Below are 16,895 nucleotides of genomic sequence, written 5' to 3'. Positions count from 1 at the left end.
CGGCTCGGCAGAAGTGCCGGTGGTCACGTCGCGGAGGAGGTCACCGGCGGCACGGCGGCGCCGGTGAGCCACGTCTCGAGCGCCTCGGCGGCCTGCTCGGCGGCCCGGCGGGCGGTCTGCACGGTCGCACCGGCGAGATGCGGTGTCAGTACCACGCGGGGTGCCGTCCGCAGCGGCGAGTCGGCCGGCAGCGGCTCGACGTCGAACACGTCGAAGGCAGCGGCCCGGAGCCGTCCTGATTCGAGCGCCTCGGCCACGGCCCGGTAGTCGAGCAGCCCGCCGCGTGCGGAGTTCACCAGCACCGCGCCGTGCGGCAGCCGGGCCAGCTCCTTCGCGCCGATCATGCCACGGGTCTCGGCGGTGAGCCGGGCGTGCAGGCTCAGCACCTGGCTGCGCGACAGCAACTCGTCCAACGTGACCGCTTCGGCGCCGTCGAGGGTGGCCGGGTCGGCGTACGGGTCGTGCACGAGCACGGTCGCGTCGAACGCGCGCAGGATGCGGGCCACCCGCCGGCCGATGGCGCCGTAACCGACCAGGCCCGCGGTGGTGCCGCCGAGTTCCGAGCCGACGGCGTCGAGCGCGTAGAGGTCGGAGCGCCACTCGCCGGCGAGCACCGACGCATGGGTGGCCGGGATCATCCGCAGCGCCGCGAGCAGCAGCGCGATGGTGTGTTCGGCGGCGGCCACGGCGTTGCGCCCCGGTGTGCTGCGGACCTCGATCCCGCGGGCCTCGGCGGCGGCGAGGTTCACGTTCACCGGGCCGCCGCGCGTGACCACGATCAGTTTCAGTGCCGGGGCGGCGGCCAGGACCCGTTCGGTGAGCGGCGCCATCTGGGTGATCACCACGTCGACCCCGGGCAGCAGCGCGACGAGTTCGTCCTCGATGTCCGACGCCTCGTCGACGTCGCCGACCCGGCCGAACGGCGTGTACGGCCACGGTCCGGTGTGCGTGACGACGTCGAGGCCGGTGAGTCTGCCGAGGGCGTCGACCACGAGTGCGGGGGTGACGAAGTGGTCGCCGGCGACGAGTACGCGGGTCACGGGGTGGTCCTCCAGGTCGAGCGGGCGTTGGCAACGGCCGACAGGTAGCCGGCGTAGCGGTCGTCGTAGGAACGGCGGGGGGTGAACACGGCGGTCGGCGGTGGCGGTGGCAGCTCCGAGCCGCCGACGGTGCGCAGGGCCGCCTGGGCCGCGCCGCGGGCACCGACCTCCTCACCGGTCAGCACCCGGACGGGCCGGCCGAGCACGTCGGCGAAGATCTGTGCCCACGCGGCGCTGCGCATGCCGCCGCCGCAGGCGAACAGCTCGCCGTCGAGACCGGCGGCGGTGAGGCAGTGCCGTGCGCTGTACGCGATCGCCTCGCAGGTGGCGACAACGAGGTCGGCGACCGTGACCCCGGTGTGCAGCCCGTCGATGCGGGCCCGGGCCGTGGGCGCCACGAACGGCGCCCGTTCCCCCGCCTCGGCGAAGAACGGCAGCACCGACAGGCCCGTCGAGTCGCCGCTCGCCAGCAGCGCCGGCAGGTCGTCGGTGGTCGCCCCGGCCAGGCCCAGCACCCAGTCCAGTCCCGCCGTCCCGACCATCGCCGGCAGCGCTCGCAGCCACCGCCCCGGTTCCCAGGTCGTGAGCGTCAGTCCGGCGGGCTCGCCGGTGCCGACCCGGTCGGCGAGCACCTGGCAGGCCAGGGTCGTGCCGGTGATCAGCAGGCCGTCGCCGACCTGCGCGACGCCGGCTCCCAGCGCGGCGGCCGGCAGGTCGTACGGCGCGGCGACCACCGGCGTGCCGCTCGGCAGCCCGCCGATCGCGGTGCGCAATCCCTCGACCGGGGCGGCCAGCACCGGCGCGAGCAGGTCCCGGCGGTGCGCCAGGCCCAGTGCGGCGAGCAGCGCGGGGTCGTAGTCGCGGGTCTGCGGGTCGAGGAACGGCACCGAGGACACGTCGGTCGCCCGCAGCCCCGTCAGCCGCTGCACCACGACGTCCTTGCAGTACGCCGCGGTGGCCGCCCGGTCCAGCGTGGCCGGCTCGTGACGGTCGAGCCAGGCCAGCAGCGGGCCGGCACTGCCGGCGAACGGCAGGTTGCCGGTGCTGTCGAACACCTGCCGCAGCGCGCCGCCTGCCGTCCATTCGGCGACGATGTCGGCGGCGCGCGCGTCGAGCCAGGAGATGGCGGGCCGGACCGGGTGGCCGTCCTCGTCCACCGCCCAGAGCCCGTCGCCCTGCCCGGTGACGCCGACCGCGGCGACCGGGCCGGGTTCGAGTTCCTCCAGGACGGCCACGACCGAGGCGGCGACGGCGGCCGCGTCCTGCTCGTACCGGCCCGGGCCCGCCCGGTGCAGCACGGTGGGCCGGGCGGCGCGGCGCAGTGCCGTGCCGTCCGATGAGAACACGACCGCCTTGGTGACGGTGGTGCCGACGTCGACGCCGACCGCATGGGGGAGGTCAGACGACTTCATACTTGACGCCGTTCTCCCGCATCTCCAGCAGCGCTTCCGGCGGCGCCTGCTTGTCGGTGACGACCAGGTCGATGTCGGACAGCGGGGCGAGCCGGTGGAGGGCGGCCCGGCCGAGCTTGGTGTGGTCGACCATGAGCACAGACCGCTGGGCGGCGCGGATCATGGCCCGCTTGACCAGGACGATCTCCTGCTCCTGGTGGTAGGCGTACGTGCCGGACACCGCCGAGGTGGAGGCGAAGAGCAGGTCGACCCGCAGCGCCTCGATCGCGTCGATGCACGGCACGCCGAGGAAGGAGTCGTGCGTCGGGTAGTACTCCCCGCCGAGGGCCAGCAGCCGGATGCCCCGCATGGTGCTGAGCAGCTTGATGGTCTCCAGGAAGTTGGTCATCACGGTCAGCGGCGCCGCGTCCTCCAGGAGCCGGGCGAGCTCCAGGGTCGTGGTCGAGTCGTCGAGCATGATCGCCATGCCGGGCTCGATCAGCTCGCGGGCCCGTTGCGCGATCGCGAGCTTCTCGGCCTTCGCGGCACGCAGCCGGTAGGACACGTTGCTCTCGAACACGCTCGACGGCTGGGCGCTCACCCCGCCGCGGAACTTGCGGACGACACCCTGCCGTTCCAGTTCGTCGAGGTCGCGGTGGATGGTCATCAGGCTGACATGGAACAGCTCGGCCAGGTCGTTCGCCGACACGGAACCGTGCTGCATGACGTGCTCGACGATCTCCGCCTGCCGCTGGGCCGGTCGGCTGCGCTCCGTTGCGTCGGTCATGGCTGCCATCCTTCAGACACCGGCACGTTGTACGCCAGCAGGGCCACCGGCACGCCGTCCTCGGACAGCCGGAGCGTGGTCACCGCGGTCGGATCGAGCACCGGCAGCCGGCGGCGGTACTCCGCGAGCGGCAGACCCAGCGCCGCGCACACGACCAGCCGGATGATCGTGCTGTGCGCCACCACCAGGGCACTGCCGTCCGGCACCTGCTCGCTCAGCGCGGCCAGTCCGGCGTGGAACCGGTCGACGGCGCGGGCCGGATGCTCACCGCCGGGGAAGTGGTGCGTGACGGGGTCGCTGACGAACCGCTCCGCGACGGCGGGGTCGAGGTCGGCGAGTGTGTGCCCCTCCGCGATGCCGAAGTCGAGCTCCCGCAGCCGTGGGTCGGCGGTCGGGACGAGACCGGTCGTCGCCGCCGCGGCGGCCGCGGTGTCCACGGCCCGCCGCAGGTCCGAGCTGGCGAGGGCGGCGAACCCGCGACCGGCGGCCCAGCGGGCGAGCGCCTCCGCCTGCCGCACGCCGACATCGTCGAGCTCGATGTCGCTGCGCCCGGTGTACCGGTTCGGTGCGTGCCAGGCCGTGCGGCCGTGTCGAGCCAGTGCCACGGTCCTCATGCCGCACCGCCGGAAGCGCCGACGAGCGGGACGTCCTTGGCGTAGTCGGCGAGCGCGGTGTCGATCCAGTCGCGTTCGACCAGCGCGTCGAGGAAGCCGGCGTAGCTGTCCGCGAACCGTGCGGTCGCGCCGGGCCGGGGTGTGACGACGGTTCCGGGGCGGATCATGCGGCCGGCCGCCGTGACGAGCGGGCCGTCGCCGGCGGCGGCGAGGACGGCCATGCCGAAGGCCGGCTCGGCACTGGCCGGCAGGATCAGTTCGTGGCCGAGGACGTCGGCGCGCAGCTGGCACCAGTAGCGGCTGCGGGTGGCGCCGCCGGTGATGTAGTACGGCCCGTCGACCTGTGCGCCGAGGCGGCGCATGTGTGCGTATGCGAGCTTCTCGACGTAGGCGACGGCCTGTAGCACGGCCGCGTACCGGTCGTCGTCGTCGACGAGGCCGCCGGTCTCGAACGCTTCGGCGTCGGGCCGGACGAACGGGAACCGTTCTCCCCGGCCGGCGAGCGGGTAGACGATGCCGCCGGCCGGTTCGTACCGCGCCGCGGCCGCATCGCGGCGGTTGCGGTCGGCGGCGGGGAAGCGCAGGTCGAGCAGGCCGGCGCCGACGCTCGACGCGCCGCCCGGCAGCCAGCCCTGATCGGGGTGGCGGTGCGAGTACACGGCGCCGGCCGGGTCCTCGAGCCGGTCCTCCGTGACCCCCTTGAGCACGAGGGTGGTGCCGAGCACCGCGTTCCACGAGCCGGGGATCAGCGCGCCGGCCGCGATCTGGGCGGCGCAGCCGTCGGTCATCCCGGCTCGCACCGGCGTGCCGGCGGCGAACCCGGTGTGCGCGGCGCCGTCGGCGTTGATCCGACCGAGCAGCGTCCCGGGCCGTACCACATCCGGCAGCACCCCCGCGGGCACCGCTGACGCCGCCGGCCAGGCCAGCGCGGCCGGGTCGTAGCCGGTCTTCAGCGCGTGGCTCCAGTCCGCCGCGACCGGGTGCCCGACCAGCCGCGAGGCGAGGAAGTCGGGGCAGTGCTCCAGCCGGACCCGGCCGCCGGCGAGGCCGGCGCGCACCGGGGCGCTGCCGTGCTCGGCCAGCCAGGCGAGCTTCGCCGGCGGCCAGGAGGGTTGCCCGGGGCCGGTCCAGCCGTCGGCGGCGCGCGCGTCGTCGTACATGAGCGCCGGCGTCAGTGGTCCCGCCGGTGCCGCCCCGGCGCCGGCCAGGAGGAACGTCCCGGACGTGCCGCAGATCGCCAGCCCTCGCACGAGCCCGGCCGGCCGGGGGTGGACCCGTTCAGCGCTGGTGAGCGCCTCCCTGCCGGCGCGGCCGAGGACCTGCCACCACTGCTCGGGATCCTGCTCGTGGACGGGGCCGGACCGATGGCTGTCCAACCGGCCGGCGCCGCGCCCCACCACAACGCCGTGGTCGTCCACCAGCAGGACTCGCAGGCTCTGCGTGCCGACGTCGACGCCGGCCCACAGGCCCGAAGTAGAAGAGTGCTCTATTCCCATGCGCTGTCGCAGCTTCCCGTCGTGCGAAGTGAGCGTTCAGTTGGTGTTAAGATAACATCCACTTATCGTGTCGGCTAGATCCAGTGCGGGTGAGTCGGCGTCTTGCCAGCTCAAGCCAGGTTTCTGGTCGCTGCGAGCCGGGTCGGACCCGGCGGATTCCCTTCGCGATGACGCGAGATCTTCACATCAGCGGTTCACGACGGGCGCGATCCGAGGCGCCGGAACGGATGGTGCGGGTGTCGACCGCTACGGCTGCCGCCCTCGGCGTTGCCGCGCTGTTCGCGGTGTTCACGGGCTTCAACGACGCCGGGGTCCTGGTCGGGATCGGTGTCGGGGCGCCGGGGCTGCGCCCGTCCGGTGCGCTCGCACTGCTCACCACCGCCGTGCTCGCCGCGCCCCTGCTGGTCGGCACCGCGGTGGCGACGACCCTCGACGGGCGGCTGGTGCCGCCCGGGGCGCCGGGGCCGGCGTCCAGGGCGCAGATCCTGGCCGGCATCGGCGCGGCCGTCGCGGTCACCGTGCTGCTGGCGGCCCGTCGCCTGCCCACCAGCCTGACGCTCGCCCTCATCGGCGGCATCGCGGGTGCCGGCACCGGCGGCGGGCTGGTCGGCGGAGGTGGTGATGCCGTCAACTGGGCGGTGGTGGGCGGCGTGCTCGCCGCGGCGGCCGCGGCGCCGCTGGTCGGTGCGCTGGTGGCCCTGGTCGCGGCGCGGGTCGTCGCCACGCTGCCGCCGTCGTCGGCCGAGCGCTCCGGCGGGGCCGCGGGCCGCCTGCGCCGGCTGCATCTGGGCGGCTTCGCCGCGGCATGCGTCGCGTACGGCGCCAACGACGGCCAGAAGATGCTCGCGGTCTACGCCGTGCTGCTCGGCGGCGGGCCGGACCGCTACGCCCGGTCGCCGGCCGCGCTGGCGCTGATCGCGGCCTGTTTCATGGCGGGCGGCCTGCTCGGTGTGCGCCGCCTGGGCGGCGCCGGCGGCGGGTTGGTCGCGACCCGGCAGGACGGGGTGGTGGTGACCGAGCTGTCGAGTGCCGGCGTGGTGCTCGGCACCGCCGCCGTCGGCGCGCCGGTGAGCATGACCCAGTCGATGTCCGGCGCGCTCATCGGCGCCGGACTCTCTCGAGGAGCGAGGAGAGTGCGATGGCGGAAGGTCCTGCGACTGAGCCAGGCCTGGCTGTTGACCCTGCCGGCGGCGTTCGTCGCCGGCGGAGCCTGCGCGGCGGCGGTGGTGTCGCTGGTGTCCTGAGCGGGCTGCCCCGGCTGGTCCGGGACCTGGCCGGCGCCAACGATCGGTCGCTGGTCGGCCTGGTCGTAGCGCAGGTACGTTGCGCCGAACGCGGCATCGAGGTGGCCCACCAGGTCACGGCGGGCACCGTGGACCCGGCCCGGGCACGGCATCTCATCGGCGTGGTGGAGCACGACGGGGACGCCTGCCGGGCGGCCCTGATCGGCCGGCTGCGGCGCAGCGTGACCTCCCCGATCGACCGGGAGGACCTGTTCCGGCTCTCCCGCGGCGTCGACGACGTGCTCGACGCGACGCGCGACTTCGTGCGGGAGTTCGACCTGTTCGGCGCGGTGCCCGACCCGCTGTACGGTCCGGTGCTCGACCGCCTCGCCGGCGGGCTCGCCCGGCTCGACGCCGCGGTGCTGCTGTTGCCCAGCGCGCCCCGGCGGGCGGCCGAGGCGGCCGCGGAGGCGAAGAAGCCCGGCGTCCGCCCCGCCTACCAGCACGCGGTCGCGGCGCTCATGCCGGGCGCCGGTGCACAGACCCTCGCGCCGGTGCTCCTGCTCGGCCGGCTGGACGTCGCGGGGGAGCGGCTCGCCGCCGCCGCGGACGCCCTCGCCGACGGCGTGATGAAACGATTCCAGTAGTCGGCCGAGTGAAGTTCTCACGTGAATAACGTTCCCGGTCTGGGCCGGTACGGGTGTGCGTTGTCCGGTCCGGCATGCCTGGTCAGCTCCAGAAAAGTGGCCGGATCGGGTGCGGAAGTGATGATGGTCTTGTGAAAACAACACGGCTGATGTTAAATCGCTCCTACGCCGCTACACACCCCGGTCTGCGACGCCCACAGCAGCACTGCGGCGCATCAGGAGGAGACATGTTACGGAGACGCTTTCTTGCGGCCGCCGCGGCTGCGACGCTGTTCGCGGGGCTCACGGCCTGCGGCGACGACGCCGGCGACGACAGCGGTGGCGAGCAGACAGTGACGTTCTGGCACTCGATGGCCGGCGCCAACGGCGAGGCGGTCAACCACCTCGTCGAGGAGTTCAACAAGGCGCACGCCGGCAAGATCAAGGTCGAGGCGACGTTCCAGGGCAAGTACAACGACTCGCTCACCAAGCTCAAGGCGTCGGTGCAGTCGAAGCAGACGCCCAACCTGGTGCAGGTCTTCGAGATCGGCACGCAGCTCATGGTCGACACCAAGGCGACGGTCGCCTTCGCCGACCTCGCCGGCTCGGCCGGGATCGACGCCGCCTCCGTCGAACCGGGCATCGCCAAGTACTACACGGTCGGCGGGAAGCTGCAGGCCCTGCCGTTCAACGCCTCGGCGCCGGTGCTGTTCTACAACAAGACCGCGTTCAAGGACGCCGGCATCGACCCGGAGAAGCCGCCGACCACGATCGGTGAGCTGGCCGAGGCGGCCCGCAAGCTGAAGGTCGTCGACGGCGGCAAGACCACCCGCTACGGCGCGGTCGCGTCGATCGACGGCTGGCTCGTCGAGCAGATGCTCGCCGCGGGCGGCGTGCAGTACTGCAACCAGGACAACGGCCGCTCCGGCCGTACCACCGCGGTCAACTGGGACACCCCGGAGCTGCGCGGGATCGTGAACACCTGGGCCGGGCTGGTGAAGGACGGCACCCTGCTCAACGTCGGGCGCAACAACACCGACGCGTCCGCCGCGTTCCAGGCCGGGCGTGCGGCGATCCTGCCGTTCACGTCCGCCAACCTGCGCGACATCATGAAGGGCTCGAAGTTCGAGGTCGGCGTCGCCAACTACATCCGGCCGGACAACACCACCGCGAGCGGCGTGTTCAACGGCGGCGCGGCGGTCTGGACGATGGCCGGGCACCCGAAGGCGCAGCAGGCCGCCGCGGCGGAGTTCCTCAAGTACCTCGCCTCGGCCGACGCGCAGGGCTACTGGGCCGCGCAGACCGGCTACATCCCGATCGTCAAGGCCGCGGCGGACACCAAGGCGTTCAAGGACACCCTCGCCACGTACCCGGACTTCGCCAAGCCCGGCGCCGAGCTGAGCGCCGCCGCCGCCACGCCGGCCAGCAGCGGCTGCCTCATGGGTGTCATGCCGCAGGCCCGCGACAAGATGAACGACATCGTCGAGTCGGTCATCCTCGGCAAGACCAGCGCCGACCAGGCCATCACCACCGCACAGACGGCCATGGCCGAGGCCATCGCCACCTACAACAAGTCCGTCGGACAGTAAGGAACGCAGAAGTGCCGATCCTCGTCGGACACCGCGGCGCGCCCCTGCGCCGCACGGAGAACACGGTCCCGTCGCTGCTGCTCGCAGCGGAGCAGGGCGCCGACGCGGTCGAGTTCGACGTCCGCGGCAGTGCGGACGGCCACCCGATCCTGCTGCACGACCGCACGCTCCAGCGGTTCTGGAACGACCCGAGGAAGCCCGGGGAGGCGAGCCTCGCCGAGATCCGGGCCCTGCGGAGCGAGGTGCCCGGCGAGCGGATCCCCACGCTCGCCGAGGTCGCCGCCACGGTGCCGGTGCGACTCGTCGTGGACAACAAGAACCCGGAGTTGGTACCGGTGGTGGCCGCCGAACTGCGCGCCGCGGGCGCGCTGGAGCGGTCGTGCTTCATCGGCGAGCCCGAGGTGCTCACCGTCGTGCGTGAGCACCAGCCGGAGGCCGAGATCGTGCTCTCCTGGGTCGGCCCGGAACTGCCGCCGAGCACCCTGCTCGACACCGTCCGGCCGCAGGCGCTCAACCTGCGCTGGGACAGCCTGACCGAGGAGTCCGTCAAGCGGGCTGCCGACCTCGGGCTGCGCATGTGGACCTACAGCATCGACGACGCGGAGGAGGCGGCCCGGGCCCTCGCCTGGGGGATCGACGCGGTCATCTCCAACGACCTGCCCGCGGTGACGCCCGTCCTCGCGGGGGCGGGCACCTGATGGCCGCGGAGGCGGACGAGTTGAAGGCACTGCACGAGTTCGCGGTCGAGCTCGCCGGCGCCGCGATGCGGACGATCGCCGCGAGCCGGCCCGAACCGGCGACCGCCGGGACCAAGGCCGACGCCGCCGACTGGGTGACGCCGTTCGACCGCGAGGTCGAGCGGCTCACCCGCGACGAGATCGGCCGCAGGTTCCCGGGCCACCGGGTCGTGGGGGAGGAGTACGGCGCCGGCGACGGTGACGGGTTCACCTGGTACGTCGACCCGATCGACGGCACCACCAACTTCGTGCACGGGCTGCCCTGGTCGTCGTACAGCCTGGCCGGGTTCGACGAGGACGGCGTGGCGGTCGGCGTGGTCGCCGACCCGGCGCGCGGCGAGATCCTCAGCGCCGTCCGCGGCGGCGGCGCCTTCGCCGACGGGCTGCCCGTCAGCTGCCGGCAGGTGGACTCGCTCGCCGGCGAGGTGCTGCTGACCGAGTGGTCGAAGAACCGGCCCTGGCCCGGCATGTACACCGTGCTGACCGAGGTGTCCGACCGGTTCGGCGCCACCCGCATCATGGGCTCCTGCGCCCTGGCCCTGGCCAGCGTCGGGGCCGGGCGCGCCGCCGGTGCGCTCATCCCCGGCCGGTACAACCTCTGGGACGTCGCCGCCGGAGCGCTGATCGCCAGGGAAGGCGGCGCGCTCGTCCACGGGCGCGACGGCGTGAGCGGCGGGGTGCCCGAGGACGGCATCCTCGCCGCCGCGCCGGGCGTCGCCGATGAGATCTGGCAACTGTGGCGGGCGGCCGCATGACCGCCGCGAACACCGCCACGACCGCCCCGGCGCCCGCGGCGGAGCCCCCGGCACCCGCCGTCGAGGCCCGGCGCCGGCCCCGCTACCGGCCGGCCGAGATCGCGGTGGCGCTGGCGTTCCTCGTCCCGTCCACCGTCGTCTTCATCCTGTTCGTGTTCTACCCGCTCGTCCGCACGGTCTGGCTGAGCACACACGGCAGCGACATCTTCGGCAACGCCACGGACTTTGTCGGGCTGGACCGCTACGGGGACTTCTTCGGCGATCCGCAGCTGCGCAACGTCCTGCTCGTCACGGTCCTGTTCGCGCTGTGCACGGTGCTGCCCACGCTCGTGCTGGGGCTCGGGCTGGCCCTGGCGTTGCAGTCGAAGGTCAAGGGCATCGGCTTCTTCCGGACGCTGATGGCCACGCCGTTCGCGTTCTCCGCCGCGTCGGCGGCGGTCGTGTTCGACGTCTTCTACAGCCCGAGCATCGGCGTCTTCAACGGCATGCTCAGCATGCTCGGCGTGTCCGGCGTCGACTGGCTCACCGACCCGGCCACGGCGCTGCCCAGCCTGGCGGTGGTCAGCGTGTGGCGCGATCTCGGCTACGCGGTCCTGGTCTTCTCGGCCGGCCTGCAGGCGATCCCCGAGGAGTACCTGGAGGCCGCCCGTCTCGACGGTGCCGGCCGCTGGCGGGTGCTGACCGGGATCGTGCTGCCGCTGCTCACCCCGACGATGTTCTTCATGCTCGTGGTGTCGACGATCGGCTCGCTGCAGACCTTCGGCGAGATCAACATTCTCACCGGCGGCGGACCCGACGGCGCCACCACCACCCTGGTCTACGGCCTGTACAAGTCGGCGTTCGCGTTCGGCGCGTCCGACTACGGCCTCGCCTCGGTGCAGGGTGTCGTGCTGTTGCTCCTCGTCACCGCGATCACCGCGATCCAGTTCCGGGTCCTGCAGCGAAAGGTGTTCTACTCATGAGCCCGCTGGAGCGCAGCGGAGGAGGCGTGGGCCGGTTGCGCAGTGCGGGCGCGATCGCCGGACTGGTCATCCTGGTCTCGATCGTGATCTTCCCGCTGTACTACGCGGTCGCCGGATCGCTGATGGACCGCGAGGACCTGACCCGCTTCCCGCCCGCGCTGTTCCCGACCAGCATCAACGTGAGCAGCTTCGGCAACGTGCTGAACGCGGTGCCGCTGGCCCGCCAGTACGGCAACAGCATCCTGGTGTCCCTCGTCGTCGTCCTCGGCGTGCTGGTCACCTCGGTGCTGTCCGGCTACGTGTTCGCGTTCCTGCACTTCCCGCTCAAGCGGCTCGCGTTCGGCATGTTCCTCGCCACGATGATGGTGCCGGCCGAGTCGATGATCATCCCCAATTACCTCACGATGGCGGACTGGGGCCTGATCAACACGTTCCCGGCGCTGTTCCTGCCGTTCCTCGCGGCCGGCTTCGGCACGTTCCTCATGCGGCAGTTCTTCCTGAGCTTCCCGAAAGAGGTGTACGAGGCGGCGAAGGTCGAGGGCTGCGGACACCTGCGCTTCCTCTGGAAGATCCTCGTCCCGCTGTCGCGGCCCGCGATCGGTACCCTCGCCATCCACTCCTTCATCAGCAGCTACAACCACTACTTCTGGCCGCTGCTGGTCACGAGCACGCCGAAGATGCAGACCCTACAGATCGGCCTGGCCCAGCTCAACTCGGTCGAGGAGCGGGCACCCGACGTCATCTTCGCCGGCGTCGTGCTCGCCATCATCCCGATGCTGGTGATGATCTACATGTTCCAGCGGCACATCGTGCGCGGCCTGACGGCGGGAGCGGTCCGATGACCACAACACCGGGAAAGCCGGCACCGACCCTCGTGCCGGGTGAGATCGCCGGCACCGGCAGCCACGGCCTGTACCACCGGCTGCGCCAGGTGCCGGGCGAGGCCCACACCGTGCGCACCGACTTCGTGCCCGGACCGGCCCCGGCCGCCGGGAACACCGTGATCGCCACCCTCGCCCACCTGACGGACCTGCACGTCGTGGACCCCGGTTCGCCGGCCCGGCTGGACTTCGCCATGCGGACCGGCGCCGGCACCGCCAGCTGGGCGGGGCTCGTCGACTGGGTGTTCCGGCCGCAGGAGGCGCTGGCCCCGCACGCGGCCGCGGCGATGATCCGCACGCTCGCCGCGCTCGACCTCGACGCGTGCGTGGTCACCGGCGACAACATCGACAACGCGCAGGTGAACGAGCTCGCCGCGTACCTCGCGTTGCTCGACGGCGGCAAGGTCGCGGTCAGCCCGTTCGGCTACCACGGCCCGCAGGCGCTGGACTGGGACGACCCCTGGTACTGGCGGCCCGACCCGGGCGACGACCGGTACAAGCGCCTGTGGGGGTTCCCGACCCATCCGGGCCTGCTGGAGGCCGCCGCGGCGCCGTTCACCGCCGGTGGCCTCGGCCACCCGTGGCTCGCCTGCCTCGGCAACCACGACCTGCTGATCGGTGGCACCACCGCGGCCCGGCCGGACCTCGCGGCGATCGCCACCGGGCCGCGCAAGCCGGTCGGCCTGCCGGACGGACCGGACCTGCCCGACGCCCTGGGCACGTTCCTGACCGACCCGGCCGCGCTCTTCACCGGGCCGTCCCGGCCGGTGCCGGCGCTGGCCAGCCGGACCTTCATCACCCCGGCCGACTTCGTGAACGCTCACCGGCACCCGGGCGCGCGCCCGGCAGGGCACGGGTTCACGGCGGCCAACCACCGCGACGGTACCGCCCACTACGCCTACGACCCCGTGCCCGGCGTGCGGATCGTCGTGCTCAACACCGACAACCCGCACGGGCACTGGGACGGCAGCATGGACCGGGCCCAGCTCGACTGGCTCGCCGAGCAGCTCGCCGCCGACGGTCCCGACGACCCGCTCATCGTGCTCGCCTCGCACCACGCGACCAGCTCGCTGCGCAACGGCTACGGCGTCTGCCCGGACCAGCCGGGCGAGCGCGCGTACGCCGGCGAGATCCTCCGCCTGGCGCTCGGCTGCCGCAACGTGGTGCTCTGGCTCAACGGTCACCACCACGCCAACCGGGTCGTCGCGCACCACCGCGGCGACGGCGGCGGGCTGTTCGAGGTGACCACGGCGGCGATCGCCGACTGGCCGGTGCAGGCGCGGGTCCTGCAGATCGCCCGCGAGCGGTCCGGCGGCCTCTGCATCACCAGCACACTCGTCGACCACGACGCGCCCGTGGTGCCGGCCGCCGGGCAGGACACCACCGACCGGCTCGCCGCGCTGCACCGCGAGCTGGCCTACAACGACGCCGTCCGGGCCGGTCGCACCGGCGCGGCCGGTGGCGCGCCGGACCGCAACGTCCGGCTCCGTCTCCCCGCACCACCACGCTGAAGGGAGCACCGCCTTGCGCCGACCGTTTCTGGCGCTCATGCTCGTGATCGGTATGGTTCTCGGCACGGCCTCGCAAGCCGCCGCCGCGACCGTGACCGTGACCAGCGGCTCGATCAAGGTTCTGTTCCTCCGCCCGAACCTCGACCCGGTTCCCGACGCCGACTACGCCACCCCCGACCCGAACAAGAACGGACCCCAGTTCACCCAGTACCAGACCACCGGCCTGCGCGACGAGATCGACACCCTGGTCCAGGCCAGCGTGGCCGGGTCGACGCTGTACGCGTCGCTGTACACCTTCACCGACCAGGCCATCACCGACCATCTGCTGGCCGCGCACGCACGCGGGGTGAGGGTGCGCCTGCTCGTCGAGGCCTGCACCGACGGCGACCCGGCGGTGTGCAACCAGTCCGCCCAGGTCAACTCGCTGGTCGCCGGCCTGCCGGCGTGGTCGTCCAGCGCGACCGGCTCGTGGGTCAAACGCTGCTTCGCCTCCTGCGCGGGCGGTGGTACCGGCATCAACCACAACAAGTTCTGGGTGTTCAGCGCCCTGTCGGACGGGCGCACCGACGTCACCCTCATCGGGTCGAACAACCCCACCAACCCGCAGCAGCAGATGTACCAGAACCTCGTTGTGGTCTCCGGCAACACCGCGCTCGCCACGGCCTACCGCGACTACGTGAACCGGAAGCTCGCCGTGACCGGCAGCAGCAAGGTCTACGAGACCGGCCACGTCGACGCCGGGCCGTTCCGGCTCTGGTTCTCGCCGCGCAACTCCCCGAGTACCGCCGAGGACACCACGATCACCAACTCGTTCAACCCGCAGAGCACCCGCCACGACATCTTCGCCGCCGCCATCGACGACGTGCAGTGCTCCACGACGAGCACGGACGACGTGATCCGGCTCGCGATGTGGGGGTTCCGCGACGCCCGGCCCGAGGTCATCGACGCGCTGGGCGACAAGCTTGACGCCGGCTGCACCGTCGAGGTCGCCACCGGCGAGCACCAGGACATGATCGACGACCTGGCCGCACGCGGCATCGGCGTCTACGCGATGGACCCGGGCGGCTGCCGGCAGTCGTTCTTCGCGGTCGGCTCCGCCGTCAACGCCGAGTGCTCCGACGGCAGCATCCACTCCAAGTACCTGGTGGTGCAGGGGGTGTCCCGCAAGGACAACCAGATGCACCGGTACGTCTACACCGGCTCGCAGAACCTCACCAACGGCGCGCTGAAGAAGAACGACGAGACGTTCATGCGGATCGACGACACCACCATCTACAACGGCTTCGTCGCCGACTTCGCCGCCATCAAGGAAGCGGCCGTGAAGATCGCGCCGTCGCGGTACCCGGACGCCACCTTCGCCACGGCGAACGAGGTGGCCACCGGCGACCAGTTCGAGCCGGCGGTCGCCTCGTACCGCGACGCGAACGGGCGCCACGTCAGCGTGGTCGCGTTCAGCTCCGGCACGCTGACCGGCACCGGCAACGAGATCCGGCTGGGCCGCTTCGTCGACGGGGTGCGCCAGTCCGACGTCGTCGTGCGCACCGGCGGCAGTACGAACTGGAACTACCGCTCACCCGACGTCGGTATCGCCAGCAACGGCGACGCGGTGGTCGTGTGGGCCGACGACAGCAACGGCAACGGCGGCTACGAGATCCGGTCCCGCCGCGTCCGTCCGGACGGGACGATGACCTCGATCGTCAACGTCAACTCCCAGGCCGCCGGCGACCAGAGCGAACCGTCGATCGCCGTGCTGTCCGACGGCCGGTTCGGCGTCGCCTGGCAGGACACGACCACGGCCGGGGTGAGCTCGATCCGGTACGCCTCGTTCAGCGCCGCCGACGCGCGGCTGTCGCCGGTGAGCGGCGGCTACGACGTGCCGGTGCAGGCGGTGGCCGGCGGTACCTACCGCAAGCCGGACCTCGCGATCAACGACTCCGGCACCGTCGCGGTCGCCTGGGAGGACGACGAGGACGGCAACGGCGGGTACAGCATCCGGGCCAAGACCGGCACGCTCGCCGGGACGTTCGGCTCGACCGTCGCCGTCCACACCGGCACGCTCTCCGACGGTCCGCAGCTCGAGCCGTCGGTCGCGATCGGGTCGACCGGGACCTGGTACGTCGCCTGGACCGACTCCTACACGGGCCGGACCGGCTACGACGGCAACCCGCAGTCGATGATCTACGTGCGCGGCTTCACCGGGACGACCGCCGCGTTCGCCGCCCGCACCGTCAGCGGCCCGATCTACCGGTGGACGACCAACGCCGCCGGTGCGTACACGGTCACGACACAGACGGCGTACCAGTCCGACCGGGTCGGTCGCCAGGCGCATCCGGACGTCGCCGTCGACGGCTCCGGCAACGCCGTGGTGACATGGCACGAGTCCGGGCAGGCGACCGGGCTCACCAGCGCCAGTAGCGGCACCGAGGTGTGGGCCCGCGGCATCGGCCCGACCGGCGGGACGAGCAACCTGTTCCCCGAGTACCGGCTGAGCGTGTTCACCGCCAACCGTCAGGACGCCCCGGCGATCGGCGCCGACCAGGGCGGTTACCTGACCGTCGTCTACGTCGACGACTGGGACGGCAACGGCGGCACCCAGCTGAAGATCCGCTACGGCCTGCGCAACTGCGCGCAGACCTGCTGATCCCGGCCGGTGGGTAGTGTTCGCGGCCACGGGTTCACCAGGTCCGTGGCCGCGACGCGTCGCTGACGATACGGTGGTGGTCGGCCGCGAAATCCACCAGTGAGCGGAGGACCGCCAGCGCCATGACCATCACCGACGTCGGACCCCAGCCCAGCTCGTTTGACCTTGAGGCCGCCACCACCGGCAACACCAACTACCGCACCGTCGCCTGGACCGGTCGATATCTGCAGGTCACCCTGATGTCCATCCCGGTCGGGGAGTCCATCGGGCTGGAGATGCACCCCGACACCGACCAGTTCCTGCGCCTCGACGCGGGACAAGGCCGGGCGCAGATGGGACCGGCCGCCGACCAGCTCACCTTCGAGCAGGAGGTCACCGACGGCTGGTGCGTCCTGATTCCCGCCGGCACCTGGCACGACGTCACCAATACCGGTCGAGAGCCGATGCGGCTCTACGCCGTCTACGCTCCCGTGCACCACGCGCCGGGCAAGGTCCAGCCCACCGCCGAGGACGCCGAGCGCGACGAGAACGCCGGCACCGATGAACCTCCCACCTGGAGCGTCCAGCCCGCGAACGTCGACCCGGACCGGCACGCGGGCTGACCACGGCCGGTCGGCCCGGCGGCTTGACCCGCGGAGCGCC

At 72.5% G+C, this 16,895-nt stretch carries 15 protein-coding genes; 10 read left to right on the top strand and 5 right to left on the bottom strand.

Features of this window, described 5'->3' with window-relative positions; genetic code table 11:
* Window positions 1-23: 23 nt before the first annotated feature.
* From Dfulv_RS31360 to Dfulv_RS31340, 5 genes are read right to left on the bottom strand one after another with little or no spacing between them, the layout of a single operon-like run.
* Complete coding sequence (locus tag Dfulv_RS31360; RefSeq protein ID WP_259857405.1) at window positions 24-1,040, bottom strand: 2-hydroxyacid dehydrogenase; 1,017 nt, start codon at window positions 1,038-1,040, stop codon at window positions 24-26.
* A complete protein-coding gene (locus Dfulv_RS31355) occupies window positions 1,037-2,452 on the bottom strand; it encodes an FGGY family carbohydrate kinase (RefSeq protein ID WP_259857404.1) in 1,416 nt (471 codons plus the stop codon). The genes Dfulv_RS31360 and Dfulv_RS31355 overlap by 4 nt, the downstream gene beginning before the upstream one ends.
* Window positions 2,439-3,218, bottom strand: a complete 780-nt coding sequence (locus tag Dfulv_RS31350; RefSeq protein ID WP_259857403.1) for a DeoR/GlpR family DNA-binding transcription regulator — start codon at window positions 3,216-3,218, stop codon at window positions 2,439-2,441. The genes Dfulv_RS31355 and Dfulv_RS31350 overlap by 14 nt, the downstream gene beginning before the upstream one ends.
* Window positions 3,215-3,832 carry a histidine phosphatase family protein gene (locus tag Dfulv_RS31345; protein WP_259857402.1) on the bottom strand — a complete coding sequence of 206 codons (618 nt, stop codon included), beginning with the start codon at window positions 3,830-3,832 and terminating at the stop codon, window positions 3,215-3,217. Before Dfulv_RS31345 ends, Dfulv_RS31350 begins: the two co-directional genes overlap by 4 nt.
* Window positions 3,829-5,328 carry an FGGY-family carbohydrate kinase gene (locus tag Dfulv_RS31340; protein ID WP_259857401.1) on the bottom strand — a complete coding sequence of 500 codons (1,500 nt, stop codon included), beginning with the start codon at window positions 5,326-5,328 and terminating at the stop codon, window positions 3,829-3,831. The genes Dfulv_RS31345 and Dfulv_RS31340 overlap by 4 nt, the downstream gene beginning before the upstream one ends.
* Before the next feature lie 236 nt (window positions 5,329-5,564).
* Here Dfulv_RS31340 and Dfulv_RS31335 point away from each other — a divergent pair, with 236 nt between their 5' ends.
* The 10 genes from Dfulv_RS31335 (at window position 5,565) to Dfulv_RS31290 (ending at window position 16,855) form a co-directional block, all read left to right on the top strand.
* The gene (locus Dfulv_RS31335; protein ID WP_259857400.1) at window positions 5,565-6,572 is read left to right on the top strand and encodes an inorganic phosphate transporter; all 1,008 of its coding nucleotides are present in this window, start codon (window positions 5,565-5,567) and stop codon (window positions 6,570-6,572) included.
* Window positions 6,467-7,198, top strand: a complete 732-nt coding sequence (locus Dfulv_RS31330) for a DUF47 domain-containing protein (RefSeq protein WP_259857399.1) — start codon at window positions 6,467-6,469, stop codon at window positions 7,196-7,198. Before Dfulv_RS31335 ends, Dfulv_RS31330 begins: the two co-directional genes overlap by 106 nt.
* 227 nt (window positions 7,199-7,425) lie before the next feature.
* Window positions 7,426-8,766 carry an ABC transporter substrate-binding protein gene (locus tag Dfulv_RS31325; RefSeq protein WP_259857398.1) on the top strand — a complete coding sequence of 447 codons (1,341 nt, stop codon included), beginning with the start codon at window positions 7,426-7,428 and terminating at the stop codon, window positions 8,764-8,766.
* Between the two features lie 11 nt (window positions 8,767-8,777).
* Complete coding sequence (locus tag Dfulv_RS31320) at window positions 8,778-9,464, top strand: glycerophosphodiester phosphodiesterase (protein WP_259857397.1); 687 nt, start codon at window positions 8,778-8,780, stop codon at window positions 9,462-9,464.
* Window positions 9,464-10,258, top strand: a complete 795-nt coding sequence (locus Dfulv_RS31315; RefSeq protein ID WP_259857396.1) for an inositol monophosphatase family protein — start codon at window positions 9,464-9,466, stop codon at window positions 10,256-10,258. The genes Dfulv_RS31320 and Dfulv_RS31315 overlap by 1 nt, the downstream gene beginning before the upstream one ends.
* On the top strand, window positions 10,255-11,220 hold the full coding sequence (locus Dfulv_RS31310) for a carbohydrate ABC transporter permease (RefSeq protein WP_259857395.1): 966 nt from the start codon (window positions 10,255-10,257) through the stop codon (window positions 11,218-11,220). The genes Dfulv_RS31315 and Dfulv_RS31310 overlap by 4 nt, the downstream gene beginning before the upstream one ends.
* A complete protein-coding gene (locus Dfulv_RS31305) occupies window positions 11,217-12,062 on the top strand; it encodes a carbohydrate ABC transporter permease (RefSeq protein ID WP_259857394.1) in 846 nt (281 codons plus the stop codon). The genes Dfulv_RS31310 and Dfulv_RS31305 overlap by 4 nt, the downstream gene beginning before the upstream one ends.
* Entirely contained in the window at window positions 12,059-13,612 is a 1,554-nt protein-coding gene (locus Dfulv_RS31300) for a metallophosphoesterase family protein (RefSeq protein WP_259857393.1), read from the top strand. Before Dfulv_RS31305 ends, Dfulv_RS31300 begins: the two co-directional genes overlap by 4 nt.
* Window positions 13,613-13,625: 13 nt before the next feature.
* Window positions 13,626-16,253 (top strand): phospholipase D-like domain-containing protein, encoded by a 2,628-nt coding sequence (locus tag Dfulv_RS31295; RefSeq protein ID WP_259857392.1) that lies wholly within the window; start codon window positions 13,626-13,628, stop codon window positions 16,251-16,253.
* A 122-nt stretch (window positions 16,254-16,375) separates the two neighbouring features.
* Entirely contained in the window at window positions 16,376-16,855 is a 480-nt protein-coding gene (locus Dfulv_RS31290) for a cupin domain-containing protein (RefSeq protein WP_259857391.1), read from the top strand.
* The last annotated feature ends 40 nt before the right edge of the window (window positions 16,856-16,895 follow it).

It is taken from the genome of Dactylosporangium fulvum, from assembly GCF_025137375.1.
GTDB classification, from domain to species: Bacteria; Actinomycetota; Actinomycetes; order Mycobacteriales; family Micromonosporaceae; genus Dactylosporangium; species Dactylosporangium fulvum.
Note: the sequence above shows the minus strand (reverse complement) of the source record. Positions and strands in the feature narration are given on the sequence as shown.